Source organism: Nesterenkonia sp. AN1, from assembly GCF_000582475.1.
In the GTDB taxonomy this organism is placed as follows: Bacteria; Actinomycetota; Actinomycetes; order Actinomycetales; family Micrococcaceae; genus Nesterenkonia; species Nesterenkonia aurantiaca.
The window spans coordinates 109372-122831 of the sequence record NZ_JEMO01000006.1; the positions used below are offsets into that span (position 1 = coordinate 109372).

General features: G+C 68.2%; 11 protein-coding genes and 1 pseudogene. 3 read left to right on the forward strand and 9 right to left on the reverse strand.

Annotated elements, in window-relative coordinates; translation table 11 throughout:
* Positions 1 to 11 precede the first annotated feature (11 nt).
* The gene (locus tag BG28_RS04420; protein ID WP_200869291.1) at positions 12 to 1505 is read right to left on the reverse strand and encodes a hypothetical protein; all 1494 of its coding nucleotides are present in this window, start codon (positions 1503 to 1505) and stop codon (positions 12 to 14) included.
* A gap of 164 nt (positions 1506 to 1669) precedes the next feature.
* Between BG28_RS04420 and BG28_RS04425 the strand changes: the two genes are divergently transcribed.
* The 3 genes from BG28_RS04425 to BG28_RS04435 all read left to right on the forward strand — a co-directional run bounded on the left by BG28_RS04425 (position 1670) and on the right by BG28_RS04435 (position 4049).
* Entirely contained in the window at positions 1670 to 2461 is a 792-nt protein-coding gene (locus BG28_RS04425) for a methyltransferase domain-containing protein (protein ID WP_036474516.1), read from the forward strand.
* Between the two features lie 45 nt (positions 2462 to 2506).
* Positions 2507 to 3601, forward strand: a complete 1095-nt coding sequence (locus BG28_RS14215) for a CPBP family intramembrane glutamic endopeptidase (RefSeq protein WP_051500973.1) — start codon at positions 2507 to 2509, stop codon at positions 3599 to 3601.
* A 118-nt stretch (positions 3602 to 3719) separates the two neighbouring features.
* Positions 3720 to 4049 (forward strand): winged helix-turn-helix domain-containing protein, encoded by a 330-nt coding sequence (locus BG28_RS04435; RefSeq protein ID WP_036474518.1) that lies wholly within the window; start codon positions 3720 to 3722, stop codon positions 4047 to 4049.
* On the opposite strand, the gene BG28_RS16485 is transcribed toward BG28_RS04435, so the two are convergent.
* From BG28_RS16485 to dnaK, 8 genes and pseudogenes are all read right to left on the reverse strand, one after another.
* Positions 4031 to 4942 (reverse strand): BCCT family transporter, encoded by a 912-nt coding sequence (locus BG28_RS16485; RefSeq protein WP_369797192.1) that lies wholly within the window; start codon positions 4940 to 4942, stop codon positions 4031 to 4033. The genes BG28_RS04435 and BG28_RS16485 overlap by 19 nt on opposite strands.
* Before the next feature lie 47 nt (positions 4943 to 4989).
* A pseudogene (locus tag BG28_RS16490) lies at positions 4990 to 6027 on the reverse strand (BCCT family transporter); the annotation flags it as partial.
* Between the two features lie 115 nt (positions 6028 to 6142).
* Positions 6143 to 7108 (reverse strand): tRNA (guanosine(46)-N7)-methyltransferase TrmB, encoded by a 966-nt coding sequence (gene trmB, locus BG28_RS04445; protein WP_235180963.1) that lies wholly within the window; start codon positions 7106 to 7108, stop codon positions 6143 to 6145.
* A gap of 2 nt (positions 7109 to 7110) precedes the next feature.
* Positions 7111 to 9054: a penicillin-binding transpeptidase domain-containing protein gene (locus BG28_RS04450; RefSeq protein WP_036474519.1), complete on the reverse strand. Its 1944-nt coding sequence runs from the start codon at positions 9052 to 9054 to the stop codon at positions 7111 to 7113.
* A gap of 70 nt (positions 9055 to 9124) precedes the next feature.
* Positions 9125 to 9559: a heat shock protein transcriptional repressor HspR gene (locus tag BG28_RS04455; RefSeq protein WP_036474638.1), complete on the reverse strand. Its 435-nt coding sequence runs from the start codon at positions 9557 to 9559 to the stop codon at positions 9125 to 9127.
* Between the two features lie 44 nt (positions 9560 to 9603).
* Complete coding sequence (locus BG28_RS04460) at positions 9604 to 10596, reverse strand: DnaJ C-terminal domain-containing protein (RefSeq protein ID WP_036474520.1); 993 nt, start codon at positions 10594 to 10596, stop codon at positions 9604 to 9606.
* Between the two features lie 32 nt (positions 10597 to 10628).
* Entirely contained in the window at positions 10629 to 11417 is a 789-nt protein-coding gene (locus tag BG28_RS16115) for a nucleotide exchange factor GrpE (protein WP_036474521.1), read from the reverse strand.
* Positions 11418 to 11430: 13 nt separating this feature from the next.
* Complete coding sequence (dnaK, locus tag BG28_RS04470) at positions 11431 to 13287, reverse strand: molecular chaperone DnaK (protein ID WP_036474522.1); 1857 nt, start codon at positions 13285 to 13287, stop codon at positions 11431 to 11433.
* Positions 13288 to 13460 lie beyond the last annotated feature (173 nt).

A 13460-nucleotide genomic window follows, 5' to 3' on the forward strand; every position in this document is an offset into this window, starting at 1 on the left:
CCCTCATCGGATCAGTGGTCGTGATCCTCATGGTCGTGATCATCGTCGGCCTGGTCGTGATCCTCGTCGCCTGCTGCGTGATCCTCGTCGTCTTCAGTGTGGTCGTGATCCTCGTCGTCATGACCCTCCTCGGCGTGGTCACCCTCGTGCTCCGCCGCGCCCTCGGCCGTGCGGCCGTCCACAGCGGCGATCTCATTCGGAGTGAAGTCCAGCTCGGCTGAGTTGATGATCTCCATCGAGCCGAGATCCACCATGTGCAGGGTCTGCGCATCGGGCTCGGTGATGTAGGCGATGTCGTCGACCACGCGGATCGCCGGGCGCGGCTCCTGCCACTCCTCGGGCTCGGTCCACTCCTCCATGATCTCCAGGTGATCGGTGTGCTCGCCGGTCTCCGGATCGATGACATGCAGCTGACCGTCCTCGGCGAGCACCAGCGCCTCTCCCTCCGGCCCGCGGGCCAGGGAGCGGAAGTTGTAGGCGGCGTCGAGGTCGACGATCGTGATCTCACTGCTGGCGGTGTCCACCAGGGACACCTGAGTCATCGGCTCCTCACCCTCGGAATCGGTGTTGTAGTCACCCAGGAAGACCGGCGAGTCCTGGGCCGGCGCGAGATTGCCGATGCGGGCGTAGTCCTCCTCAGCCTGGACCTTGGTGAACTCGGTGCCGTCGAAGACCAGCACGCCGTCCTCACAGCCCACCGCGATCATCCCGTCAGGACCGGAGGCTTCACCGTGGACGCCGGGGCATTCCTCGCTGCGCGCCACCTCCTCGCCGTCGGCGTCCAAGAGCCGGGCGCCGTTGCGCTCATCCTCGTTGCCCAGGGTCTCGAAGCGACCGCCATCGCTGAAGACCGCCGCCACGCCGTGGTGCGCCTCCTCGGTCTCGGTGACCTCTGTCTGAAGCTCGGTCTCGACGTCGAGCTCGGAGAGCTCGTAGCTGTGGATCTCACCGTTGCCGTCGAAGAAGAGCGTCCCGAGGCCGTCGTGGGAGACCACGTGGCCCGGGGCGGGACCGTCCACGGTGATGTCACTGACGTATGGATCGGTGGTGTAGAAGTGATCGTGCTCCCCGTGCGGCTCACCCCAGGTGCCGCCATCGATCAGCCGGAAGCTCTCACCCTCGGTGAGGAAGAAGTGTCGCCCATCGCCCGCCGGGCTGACCCGGACGAAGCCCTCGGTCTCGTCCTCGCTGAGCACCTCCAGCGTCGCGCCGTCGAGCACCGAGACGCCACCCTCATAGGTGACCGCCAGGCGCGGGCTGGGACCACCAGCCTCGTGGGTCTCGCGCTCGGAAGGATCGACGGCGGCCTCGCCGGCCTCATCTCCAGCGTCGCCGGCCTCATCTCCAGCGTCGCCCGCCTCCGGGGACTCGGCTGGAGCGGTGGCGGTGGCCTCGCCGTCGGCGGCTTCATCGGCGGCGCCCGGCGAGGCATCATCGGCGCAGGAGACCAGGGCGAGGGCGGAGATCATGAAGACAGAAGGCAGAGTGAGATGCTTGGAGATCATGCGAACCATTCTCATTTAACCCCAAGGCAATTGCAACTCGTTCGCATTAGAGCCCGAAGGGGAGCGTGACTCGGCGTACACCACCCATCACGATCAACGCCATCCGGTGTCGGAATGTGTCAAACCCCGTGACGTTCTCGAACACCCCGATTTAGACTCAGATCATGCCCAGTACCCAGTGGAACCCGGGGGCGTATCTGACCTACGCCTCCGAACGAACTCAGCCCTTCATCGACCTGCTCCAGCGTGTGCGCGCCCCCCGGGCGGACCGGATCGTGGACCTCGGATGCGGACCCGGCAACGGAATGCCGGTGCTGCGTGGAATGTGGCCGAAGGCCTGGATCACCGGGATCGACTCCTCGCAGGAGATGCTTCAGCGAGCCGGCGAGGCCACCGATGACGATCGGATCTCCTACGCCCGCGCCGATATCCGGGACCTCCATCTGGAGGCGAAGGCCGACCTGATCGTCTCCAACGCCGCACTGCAGTGGATCCCCGAGCACCGCGAGCTGCTGCCGGCGATCATGGACAACGTGGCCGCCGAGGGCGCGCTGGCGGTGCAGGTACCTGGCAACTTCGGCGCCCCGAGCCACCGGCTGCTCGCCGAGTTCGCCGCCAAGCGTCCCTACGCGGCGCATATCGACCCGGAGTCGCTGCTCAAGCCCACCGCCGAGCTGAGCGACTACATGCTCGACGTCTCGCTGCCCGGCTGGGAGGTCGAGGCCTGGGAGACCCGCTACCACCATGTCCTGCAGGGCCAGGACCCGGTCTTCGACTGGATCTCCGCGGCCGCGGCGCGTCCGGTCCTCGAGGCACTCCCTGCCGATGTCCGCGAGGAGTTCATCGCCGAGTACAAGGCAGCGCTGCGTGAGGCCTATCCGGCGACCAGGATCGGCACGATCCTGCCGTTCCGCCGACTGTTCTTCATCGCCCGGCGCAGCTCCGGGCGCGGCTGAGCGGTCCGCAGGAAGCGGTCCAGGCTGAGCCGGTAGGGTTCTCGCGTGACTGTTCCTCCCTCCTCCCCGGCGACGCCGCGCACTCCCCTGGTCATCCTGAGCACCTTCGTGCTGGTGGCGCTGACACTGGGCTGGCTGATCGCTCTGCCGCTGGTGCTGATGAGTCCCGAGGAGCGCAGCACCGCCCAGCTCGGGGTGTATTACAACCTCTTCATGGTCACCCCGGCCCTGGCCGCGGTGGTCGCCTATGTCCTGGAGCGCCGGCAGCCGGCGGCGGTGCTCTACGGCCACCACTCAGGCGCGGCCCAGCCCGAGCAGGCGGCGCAGGCAGAACACTCAGCGCAGCCAGAACACTCAGTGCAGCCCGAACACTCAGCGCAGCCAGAACAGGCAGAGCACTCAGTGCAGGCCGGGCAGGTGCTCAAGCCGCAGAGTCTGACCGACGCCCTGGGCATCACCCCGCTGCGTCCGGTGCGCAGGCCGCTGGGCTGGTCCGTGCTCGGACTGCTGCTCTTCTTCGCCTTCAGCTTCATCGCGCTGCCGCTGGGCGGCGCGCTGGGGGTCTATCCGTTCGACCCCTCGATGCCGCTCTTCGTGCAGGATCTGAGCTCACGGCTGGGTCGCGACGCCACGGAGTTCATCGCCACCGGCCTGCTGCTCGAGGTGGGGATCATCTTCTCGGCCTCGGTCCTCGGGGTGTTCCTGCACGCCGGGATCGAGATGGGCTGGCGCGGCTACCTCTTCCCGCGGCTGCAGCTGCGCTGGGGCCCGCGCGCCGCCGTCGTGGTCACCGGTGTGGTCTCCGGACTCTGGTACGCCCCGCTGCTGGCCGCCGGGTTCTTCTATGACCAGACCCCGGTGTTCCAGGCGCTGGCGCTGATGCTGGGCTACGCGCTCATCATCGGCGGCGTGCTGGCCTGGCTGCGGATGCAGTCCGGGTCGATCTGGCCCGCCGCATTCGCCCAGTCGATGATCTCGGCGGCGGCGATCCTGCACTTCTGGTTCGCCGAGGCGGGCGAGATGGTGGACCTGCGCCAGGCCACCCTGCAGGGGTTCACCGGATGGATCCTGCCCGGGGCGCTGCTGGTGGGGCTCTTGATCTTCGCCCGCCGCGCCTACCCCCAGAGCGCCAGCCGCTGAGAAGCACCAGACACACCAGCGTCACACGGCCGACAACCCCGAGAAACGCCCTCCCTCTAGCCTGAGTCCAGGCAGCCCAGCAGCTGCCAGCACTCAGGCCTCACGGGGAGGAACGGCGATGGTGAATCCGGCACAGCAGCCGGTGGCGGAGGACTCCGCTCTGCGCCTGCGCACCCGATCCGGAGAGATCACGGTCAGCGGGGACACCCTGCATCTGCCCGCTCCGGACACGGCCCCGGTCCAGCTGGCCCCGGGGCCGCTCGCACTGATGCGCGCCCTGATGAAGGCGCAGGGAGCGGTACTCTCCAGGGAGCACCTGTTGGCGGTGCTGCCGCACTGCGGCTCGGAACATGCCCTGGAGATGTGGGTCTCGCGGCTGCGTCAGGCGCTGCCTGACCCGAGGATGGTCAAGACCGTGGTCAAGCGCGGCTACCGGCTGGTGGTCTGACCCTCGCCGGACTCCGCAGTCTGCCCCTGAAGCGGCTCCGTGACCACGGTGCCGATCTCTCCGGCCTCGGGGTCCCAGCCGTCGGCCCACTCCCCGGTGGCGAAGTCATAGCCCACCGGTGTTCCGTCCTCATCGGTGCGCTGGTACCACTCGGTGTAGTCATCATGCTCGGAGTCCACCTCGGCGCCCGCGCCCTCACCCGGGTGGGTGGGGACCACCTCGATGGCGAAGTCGTCGCCGTAGCGCGCGACGCCGTCGAGCACCGCATTGCTCACCGCGGTGGTGGCGTACTTCTCGCGCAGCGCATGCGGATCGGTGGCCAGCTCGCGCGACCAGGCGACCATGATCAGGATCAGCACCACAGCGAAGGGCAGCGCGGTGATGATGACCAGCGACTGCAGTCCCTCCAGCGCGGTCTCATCGCCGAGCAGCAGCATGACGGTGGCGACGCCGGCCATGACCAGGCCCCAGAAGACCACCACGATCTTGTTCGGGTCCTGGTCGCCGCGGGTGGTCAGGATGCCCATCACCACCGAGGCGGAGTCAGCGGAGGTGATGAAGAAGATCGAGAGGATCACCACGATGACGATCGGCAGCCATTGCAGGAAGGGCAGCGCGTCGACCACGGCGAAGAGCACCTCAGGGGCGGTCAGGTCCGGGCTGACATTGCCCTGACCCTCCCGGGAGAGCCACATCGAGACCCCGCCCATGACCCCGTAGGCCAGGAACAGCAACGAGGAGGGGACCAGGATGACGCCGAGGATGAACTGGCGGATGGTGCGGCCGCGGGAGACTCGGGCGATGAAGATCCCGACGAAGGGTGACCAGGAGATCCACCAGGCCCAGTAGTAGACCGTCCAGGTGGACTGAACTCGACCGTGTCCTGACCCCAGGAGGCGGAGCGGCCCATCATCTGGAAGAGCGTGCCCAGGTACTCCATCAGCGCCGAGGGCAGCATGTTGAGCAGGAAGAGCGTGGGTCCGGCGAAGAAGAACAGCCCGATGACCCCGATGGTGAGGATGATGTTGATGCTGGAGAGGTAGCGGATGCCGCGGGAGATGCCGGAGACGGCGGAGACCACGAAGCAGGCGCTGAGCACGGCGATGACGCCGATCATCATGGCGTTGGTCAGCTCCGAGGCGCCGGAGACGATCACCACACCCTCACCGATCTGCAGCACCGCGATGCCCAGCGCCGCGGCGGTGCCGAAGAGCGTGGCGATGATGGCGAACATGTCGATCAGCTGCCCGGCGAAGCCCTCGGAGTGCTTCTTGCCGAAGAGCTTCTCGAAGATCGCCGACATCAGCGGGACCCGGCCGCGCCGATAGGCGGCATAGGCCACCGCGCCGCCGACCAGGGCATAGATGCCCCAGGCGTGAAGCCCCCAGTGGTAATAGGTCTGCGCCATGGCGCTGTGCAGCGCCTGGTCGGACTCCGGTGCGTGCTCCAGCGGCGGAGGGACGTTGTGGAAGTAGGTCAGCGGCTCGGCGGGTCCCCAGAAGAGCACCCCGATGCCGATGCCGGCGGCGAAGAGCATCGAGATCCAGGCGAAGGTGGAGAACTCCGGCTGCTCACCGTCCTTGCCCAGAGGGATCCTGCCGTAGCGGGTGGCGGCGAGGATCAGCAGGAAGACCAGCACCACGATGGCCACCGCGTTGAAGAGCCATCCCGCATGGTTCATGGTCCACTCATAGGCCATCCCGGAGACGGATCCGACGCTCTCCGGGCTGGTGACCCCCCAGATCACGAAGGCCACGGTGAGCACTCCGGTGATCGCGAAGATCAGCCAGTCGATGCTGTAGCGCCGGCGCTGCTCATCGATGCCGATCCCGGGCACCAGCGCGGGGTGGATGTCATGCGGATAGGTGGACCGTGAGATCGGGTTCAGCTGGCCCAGCGCCTGGCCGGCCTGGCGCGAGACCCGTCGGGTCTCCTGGCCCAGGCGCTGGCTGCGCGAAGGTGACTCTTCTTCGGACATAGGTGATGTACCCCAATCTACGCGGGTCCCCCGGCGCAGCGGCCGGGGGATCTGTACAGGTGCGAGTGCGTGGTGAAGCTGAGCGAGAGTCCCCTCCGGTCCCCGGATTCCGGCGCTATGGCTCCCGGATGAAGCTCAGGTCGAAGATCTTGCGGCCGACGGCGAGCGCCTTGGTCTCGAAGTCGGTCTGGGTGCGTCCGTGGAACCGGGGGGCCCAGCCGCCCTCCTCGTCGCGTGCTTCGCCAAGCTCCAGCGGCTCCGGCTGCCTGCCCATGGAGATCGCATCCAGATCATGGAGTCGGACCTCGGTCAGCGGGGAGTCCTCCCCTGCCCGCTCCCGGGCGTGGAGGTTCTTGAACTGCGTGGAGGCGCCGATCAGGGAGCGCATCTGCACGGCATAGCCGGACCAGTCGGTGGCCAGTCGCCAGACGCCGCCGGCGGGCAGCACCCGGGCGACGCGCTCGATGAACCCCTCGTCGACGAGCCGACGCTTATTGTGCTTCTTCTTGTGCCACGGGTCGGGGAAGAAGATCCAGACCTCGGCGACCTGGCCAGGGGCGAAGAGCTGGTCCAGGACCTCCGGCGCATTGGCCACGGCGACCCGGACGTTGCTCAACCGCTCCCGACGGATCCGGCTCACCAGCTGGGCGGCGCCGGGCTTATAGACCTCGATGGCCAGAAAGTCGGTGTCCGGATTCTGCGCGGCGGCGTGGGCCACCGCTTCTCCGGAGCCGGAACCGATCTCCACGATGATCGGGGCGCTGCGGCCGAACTCGGCGGCCCAGTCGATGTGGAAGTCCTCAGCCACGGAGGTGTCACGCTCCCCGTGCGGGATGTCCAGCAGCTCAGCCCCCAGGGCCGCGTCCCAGGTCCGCTGGTAGCTGGGCTTGAGCCGGTTGCTGCGCCGGACGAAGGAGAGCGGCCGGCGCATCGGCAGGGCCCGGCGGGAGCGCTCCGGGTCAGTCGGGGCCGGGTCGGTCGGGGCCGGTTCAGCGGCGGCGGGTTCGGGTGGGGCCGGTTCAGCGGCGGCGGGTTCGGGCTCGGGCGCCTCGGGCTGGGAGATGTCGGGCTGGGAAGTCACCGCTACAGGATAGCGGAGGCCCCCTCGAGGAACTCCTGGAGCAGCGGTCCGTTGGTGGATCCGCCGAACTCTCCCTCATCCAGGAAGATCGCCACGGCGAGGTCGCCCTGCATGGCGATGACCCAGGTGTGGGCGTAGGAGTCCTCGCCGTCGCCGGCCTCGGCGGTGCCGGTCTTGGCGTAGATGGGCTCACCGGGCAGCTCCACCAGCGACTCCAGCGAGCCGAAGTTCACGGTGTCGGTCATCAGCGTGCGCAGGTCCTCGGCCTCGTCCTCGGTGATCCCGGATTCGGGGGTCTCCGACTCCTCCTCGGGCACCACCAGGTGGGGGGCCACGGTGTGACCCGCGGCGATCGAGGCCGTGACGGTGGCCATGCCCAGCGTGGAGGACTCCACCACGCCCTGACCGAAGAGGTTGGAGGCGTGCAGGTTCAGCTCGGAGTCCTGCGGGACCGAACCCATCCGTGCCGGCACGCCCAGGTTCGTCTCCTCGGTGATGCCGAGGTCCACCGCCGCCTCGTGGACCTCGGCGGAGGTCACGTCGTCGTAGGCGTCGGCGAAGACGGTGTTGCAGGAGACCGCCACGGCATCACGGAACGGGATCTCGCCGAGGTACTCGGAGGGGAAGCCGGTGTAGTTGCCGAAGGACTGGCCATGCACGGTGGTCCGGTTCGAGCACTCGACCTCGGTGTCCGGGGTCAGGCCGCCGCGCAGCATGGCCAGCGCGGAGACCACCTTGAAGGTGGAGCCGGGAGCGTAGGTGGACTGGGTGGCGATCTCCACCTGTCCGCCCTCCGGGTCGTGGCTCGCGGCGGCGAGGACGCCGCCGTCGGAGGGCCGGATGGCGACGATCGCCCCGGAGGTGTCCTGCTCGTCGACGATCTCCTGGGCGAGGTTCTGCAGCCGCGGCACCATGGTGGTCTCCACGTCTCCCCCGTCGACGGGCTCCACGGCGTAGAGCGTCTCGCCGTCCTGCTGGATCGCCATGCCCGGGGTCCCGCGCAGGGTCTCCTCGTAGGAGGCCTGGATGCCGGAGGTGCCGATGCTGTCGCCGACGCTCAGGCTGGGGTCGGCCTCCAGCGACTCGGCGGTCACCGGTCCCACCCGGCCCAGCAGCAGCGGGGCGAAGTCGCGGGAGTCTGCCAGGGACATCTGGTCATAGATGCCGGCGGCGCCGGGGATGGCTTCGACGTCGGTGGCGGTGACCTCGTCCTCGGAGCGGCGCAGCGTGATGGCCTCCACGAAGGCCAGGTCCCCGCCGCCCAGCACGCTCTCCACGTAGGGGTCCACCGGGATCTCGACCAGCTCGGCCAGGGCCTCGGCCGAGCTGCGCAGCGTGTCCTGCTCCGCGGGCTCTCCGTCCTGGGCGAGCTGGGCCTTGTCGATGCCCAGCCGGACGACGTCGCGGTTGTAGACCATGGCGCGTCCATCGTCGTCCATGATCCGGCCGCGGTCAGCCCCGGTGGTGACCAGGCTGATGGAATCGGCGCCGGTGTAGTCGGGCAGGATGATCGCAGGCTCCGCCTCGAGCGCCCAGGTCGCGGTCTCCTGGTCATAGACCAGCTCCGCAGAGGTCTCATAGGTCCAGGCCTCACCCTCGATGCCGAGCTCCGCCAGCTCCCAGCTGTGCTGAAGCGGGACCGTGGCGGTGACCGGGCGCGGGGAATCCTCCGGCGGCTCATCAAGGCTGATCTCGCCGGGAGTCACCCGAGGATCGAGGTCATCGAAGGGCTCCTGGAGGTTCTGGACCGCCGCGGCCATGGTCTCGGGGTCACCGGATGCGAAGCTCAGGCTGGAGAAGTCTCCGCCGGCCACCGCAGCAGCCAGCGTTTCGGCGGCCTCCTCCACGGTCTCGGCGGGGTCCTCGCCACAGCTGGTGAGCAGCAGCACCGCCGCGACTCCCACCGCGCTCGGAACGATGAGCCGGGAGCGGGAGACGACAGACATGAGACCAGTATCACGGGCCGCGGGACGCACGGCGCTCAGGACTCGCGGGGTGGGCGCGAGTCGCTCCAGGTCAGCGACGGCGCGGGCCGGGTTCCCAGAGGACCAGCGCCTGCGTGTTGGCCCGGGCGCGGCGACCGCGGGCCACGGTGACCACGTCGCCATGCGGACCCACGGCGAAGAATCGCGGCTCGGTGGAATGGCGCTGGGATTCGCGCAGCTCTTGGCGCAGCGCTTCCACGGTCTCCTCCAGCACCTCCACCCGGTTCTGCAGATCCAAGACCCTGCGGATGCCCTCCAGCGAGACCCCCTCCTGGGAGAGCTGCTGGATCTGGCGCAGCTGGACGATGTTATAGGGCGAATATCGCCGGTGGCGCCCGCCCTGCCGCCGCGGAGTGACCAGACCGATGCGGTCATACTGGCGCAGCGTCTGGGGGTGCATGTCGGCAAGCTCGGCGGCCACGGAGATCACGAACATCGGGGCGTGCCGGTGCTCGGGCTCCTGCATCCGGGAGTCCAGCATCCGCGCGTCGGGTGTCCGGGGATCCACCATCACAGCACCGCCTTCGCCTCGAGGCCTTTCCGGGGATCGAGCCCCTTGGTGGCTTCGGCGTAGGCCTTCACAGCCTGCACCGCCTCATCGGAGAGATCCTTGGGCACCTGGACCTCGACGGTGACCAGCATGTCTCCCGCGACCTCGCGGCCCTTCTCCTTCCGGCGCACCCCGTGGCCCTTGAGCCGCAGCACGCGCCCGGAGGTGACCCCAGCCGGGATCTTGATGTTGACCTTCTCGCCGTGCACCGTCGGGACCGCCACGGTGGTGCCCAGCGCCGCCTCGTCGAAGGCGACCGGCAGGTGGATCCGGATGTCATCGCCCTCGCGCTCGAAGAACTTGTGCCCGGACACCGCGACCTCGACCAGGAGGTCTCCGGCGCCGCCGGAGCCGCGCTGGCCCTTGCCCTTCACGCGCACCTTCTGGCCGGTCCGGATCCCTGCGGGGATCCGCACGTCGATGACCCCGCCGTCGGGCTCGCGCAGCCCCACCGTGGTGCCACGGATGGCACCGCCGAAGGAGATCGTGGTCCGCGCGGTGCGGTCGGCGCCCTTGGCCGGGGCGCCGCCGCCGAAGCGACCGGAGCCGCCGAACCCGCCGGCACCTCCGAAGAGGTCCGAGAGGTCGGGGCCGTTGGCTCCGCCGCGGCCGAAGCCGCCGCGGGACCCCCCGGAACCGCCGTTGAAGAGGTTGCCGAAGAGGTCTTCGAATCCGCCGCCTCCGCCGGGGCCCGGGCCGCCCGAGAATCGGGCGCCCGAGCCCATGGCGCGCACGGCGTCGTACTGTTCGCGCTGCTCTTTGTCAGCCAGCACGGAGTGGGCCTCGGCGACGTCCTTGAACTTCTGCTCGGCGGCTTCATCACCGGGGTTCTTATCGGGATGATGCTTCCGGGCGAGCTTTCGGTACGCCTTTTTGACGTCCTCCTCGGAGGCGTCTCGGGAGACGCCGAGGATGGCATAGAAATCTTTATCGATCCAGTCCTGTGAGGCCATGGCGCCTCCCTCCTTCCTGCTGTTGTATGGGGTCAGCTGTGCTCGGGCCCGGAGGAGACCATCACCTGGGCCGCCCGGAGCAGGCGGTCCCCGTGGCGGTAGCCGGCCCGCAGCACGATGGCCACGTGGTCGGCCGGGATCTCCTCATGAGGCTGAGCCATGATGGCCTCGTGCTGGTTGGGATCGAAGGCTTCGCCGATCTCTCCCACCACCTCGAGGCCCTGGCTCTGCAGCACCGACTCCAGCCGGGTGGCGATATGCGCGAAGGGACCGTCCTGCAGATCTCCGGCCTGGCGGGCCGAGGAGATGTCGTCCAGGACCGGCATCAGCTCGGTGATGAGCTGACCCTTCGTCCGATCACGCTCGGTGGCCCGGTCACGCTCCACCCGTCGGCGGTAGTTGATGTACTCCGCCTGGAGTCGCTGCAGGTCCGCCTGCAGCTCGGCCTCACGGAGACCGTCCTGGGCGGGAGCCTCCTCACGGATGCTGTCCTCGGCCAGGATGGCCTCGGGATCCATCGCCATCGCGGCATCGGCGATCGACTCCTCCTCCGTGCCACGAAGGAACTCGTCGGCGGCCTGGATCCGCTCCTCGGGCTCGGTCTCGACCCCGCCGGAGATGCCTTCCTCCGCGGAGACCGGATCCCCGGCCTCACCGTGGTTCTCGCGCTGGCCTTCGGCGCCGAGGGTCTCGACGTCCTCGGCGTCCTCCACGGGGAGGTCATGCAGGATCTGCTCGGCCTGGGCCAGCGGGTCCTGCACGGGATCCTGCTCTTCAGGCTCTTCGCCGCTGGGAACCTCAGGGTTCTTGTGATCTGCCATGTGTGCGACCCCCTTACTTCTTCTCGGCTTCGTCCTCTTCGTCGACGACCTCTGCGTCGACGATGTCCTCATCCTCGTCCTGCGCGGGCTCGCCGGTGCCGTCGGCGCCGGCCTCGGGGGCCTGGGCGTAGAGCGCCTCGCCGATCTTGACCTGGGAGGCCTGCAGCTTCTCGTAGGCGGCGTTGACCTCTTCGGCGTTGTCCTCGCCCTCGAGTGCCTTCTTGAGCTCGTCGACGTCGGCCTGAACCTCGGTCTTGACCTCCTCGGGCAGCTTGTCGCCGTTGTCCTTGAGCAGCTTGTCCACGGAGTAGGCGGTGGACTCGGCGGCGTTGCGCTTCTCAGCGGCCTCGCGGCGGACCTTGTCCTCCTCGGCGTGGGCTTCGGCGTCGGCGACCATACGCTCGATGTCTTCCTTCTCCAGCGAGGTGCCGCCGGTGATGGTCATCGACTGCTCGGTGCCGGTGCCCTTGTCCTTCGCGGAGACGTGGACGATGCCGTTGGCGTCGATGTCGAAGGTGACCTCGACCTGCGGGACGCCGCGCGGCGCCGGCGCGATGCCGGTCAGCTCGAAGGTGCCCAGGGCCTTGTTGTCCCGTGTGAACTCGCGCTCACCCTGGAAGACCTGGACGGCCACAGAGGGCTGGTTGTCCTCGGCGGTGGAGAAGACCTCGGAGCGCTTCGAGGGGATGGCCGTGTTGCGCTCGATCAGCTTGGTCATCACTCCGCCCTTGGTCTCGATGCCCAGGGACAGCGGGGTGACGTCGATGAGCAGCACGTCCTTGCGCTCACCGGCAAGCACGCCGGCCTGCAGGGCTGCGCCGACGGCGACGACCTCGTCAGGGTTGACGCCCTTATTGGCGTCCTTTCCGGCGAGCTGCTTGACCAGGTCGGCCACGGCGGGCATCCGGGTGGAGCCGCCGACGAGGATCACGTGGTCGATCTCGGCGACCTTGACCCCGGCCTCCTTGATGACGTCGTTGAACGGCTTCTTGGTGCGGTCCAGCAGATCCGAGGTCATGTCCTCGAACTTCGCCCGGGACAGGGTCTCGTTGACGTGGACCGGGACGCCGTCGTTCTGGGTGGCGTAGGGGATGTTGATGTTGGCGCTGGAGGTGGAGGAGAGCTCCTTCTTGGCGCGCTCGGCCTCTTCCTTCAGACGCGGCACAGCGATCTTGTCCTTGGAGAGGTCCACGCCCTCCTTGGCCTTGACCTGCGCGACCAGCCAGTCCATGATCCGCTGATCCCAGTCGTCGCCGCCGAGGCGGTTGTCACCGGAGGTGGAGCGGACCTGGATGGTGGAGAAGTCGTCCTCATCCTTGCCGACCTCGAGCAGGGAGACGTCGAAGGTGCCGCCGCCCAGGTCGAAGACCAGGATGAGCTCGTCCTCCTTGCCCTTGTCCAGGCCGTAGGCCAGTGCCGCGGCGGTGGGCTCGTTGACGATGCGCGAGACCTTCAGGCCCGCGATCTCGCCGGCCTCCTTGGTGGCCTGGCGCTCGGCGTCGTTGAAGTAGGCCGGAACGGTGATGACGGCTTCGACGACGTCCTCGCCCAGGTAGGACTCGGCGTCGTGCTTGAGCTTCATCAGGGTGCGCGCGGAGATCTCCTGCGCGGTGTACTTCTTGCCGTCGATCTCGGTGGACCAGTCGGTGCCCATGTGACGCTTGACCGAGGCGATCGTGCGGTCGGGGTTGGAGACTGCCTGACGGCGTGCCACCTCACCGACCAGGACCTCGCCGGACTTGGAGAAGCCGACGACCGAGGGCGTGGTGCGGGCACCTTCGGCGTTGGCGATGACGGTGGGCTCGCCACCTTCGAGGACTGTGACGACCGAGTTGGTGGTTCCGAGGTCGATACCTACTGAGCGGGACATGCGGTCTCCTTTCGAGAGCGGTGTTGAGTGAACTGCGCTCAAGTCTTGTACTCGCTTGACGTGGTGTCAAACTGACTTGAGTGAAGGTGACTCAACTTTCTACTCCCGGTGCAACTTCAGCCCCGCCGATTCCATTCCCGTGCCGGTGCTGAAGTCCGGATCTGGCGCCGCGA

Coding starts and splice junctions, on each gene's coding strand:
- BG28_RS04460 (WP_036474520.1), bottom strand. CDS start 10,596: ATGGCCTCACAGGACTGGATCGATAAAGATTTCTATGCCATCCTCGGC.
- BG28_RS04435 (WP_036474518.1), top strand. CDS start 3,720: ATGGTGAATCCGGCACAGCAGCCGGTGGCGGAGGACTCCGCTCTGCGC.
- BG28_RS04455 (WP_036474638.1), bottom strand. CDS start 9,559: ATGCAGGAGCCCGAGCACCGGCACGCCCCGATGTTCGTGATCTCCGTG.
- BG28_RS04425 (WP_036474516.1), top strand. CDS start 1,670: ATGCCCAGTACCCAGTGGAACCCGGGGGCGTATCTGACCTACGCCTCC.
- BG28_RS04450 (WP_036474519.1), bottom strand. CDS start 9,054: ATGTCTGTCGTCTCCCGCTCCCGGCTCATCGTTCCGAGCGCGGTGGGA.
- BG28_RS16115 (WP_036474521.1), bottom strand. CDS start 11,417: ATGGCAGATCACAAGAACCCTGAGGTTCCCAGCGGCGAAGAGCCTGAA.
- dnaK (WP_036474522.1), bottom strand. CDS start 13,287: ATGTCCCGCTCAGTAGGTATCGACCTCGGAACCACCAACTCGGTCGTC.
- BG28_RS04420 (WP_200869291.1), bottom strand. CDS start 1,505: ATGATCTCCAAGCATCTCACTCTGCCTTCTGTCTTCATGATCTCCGCC.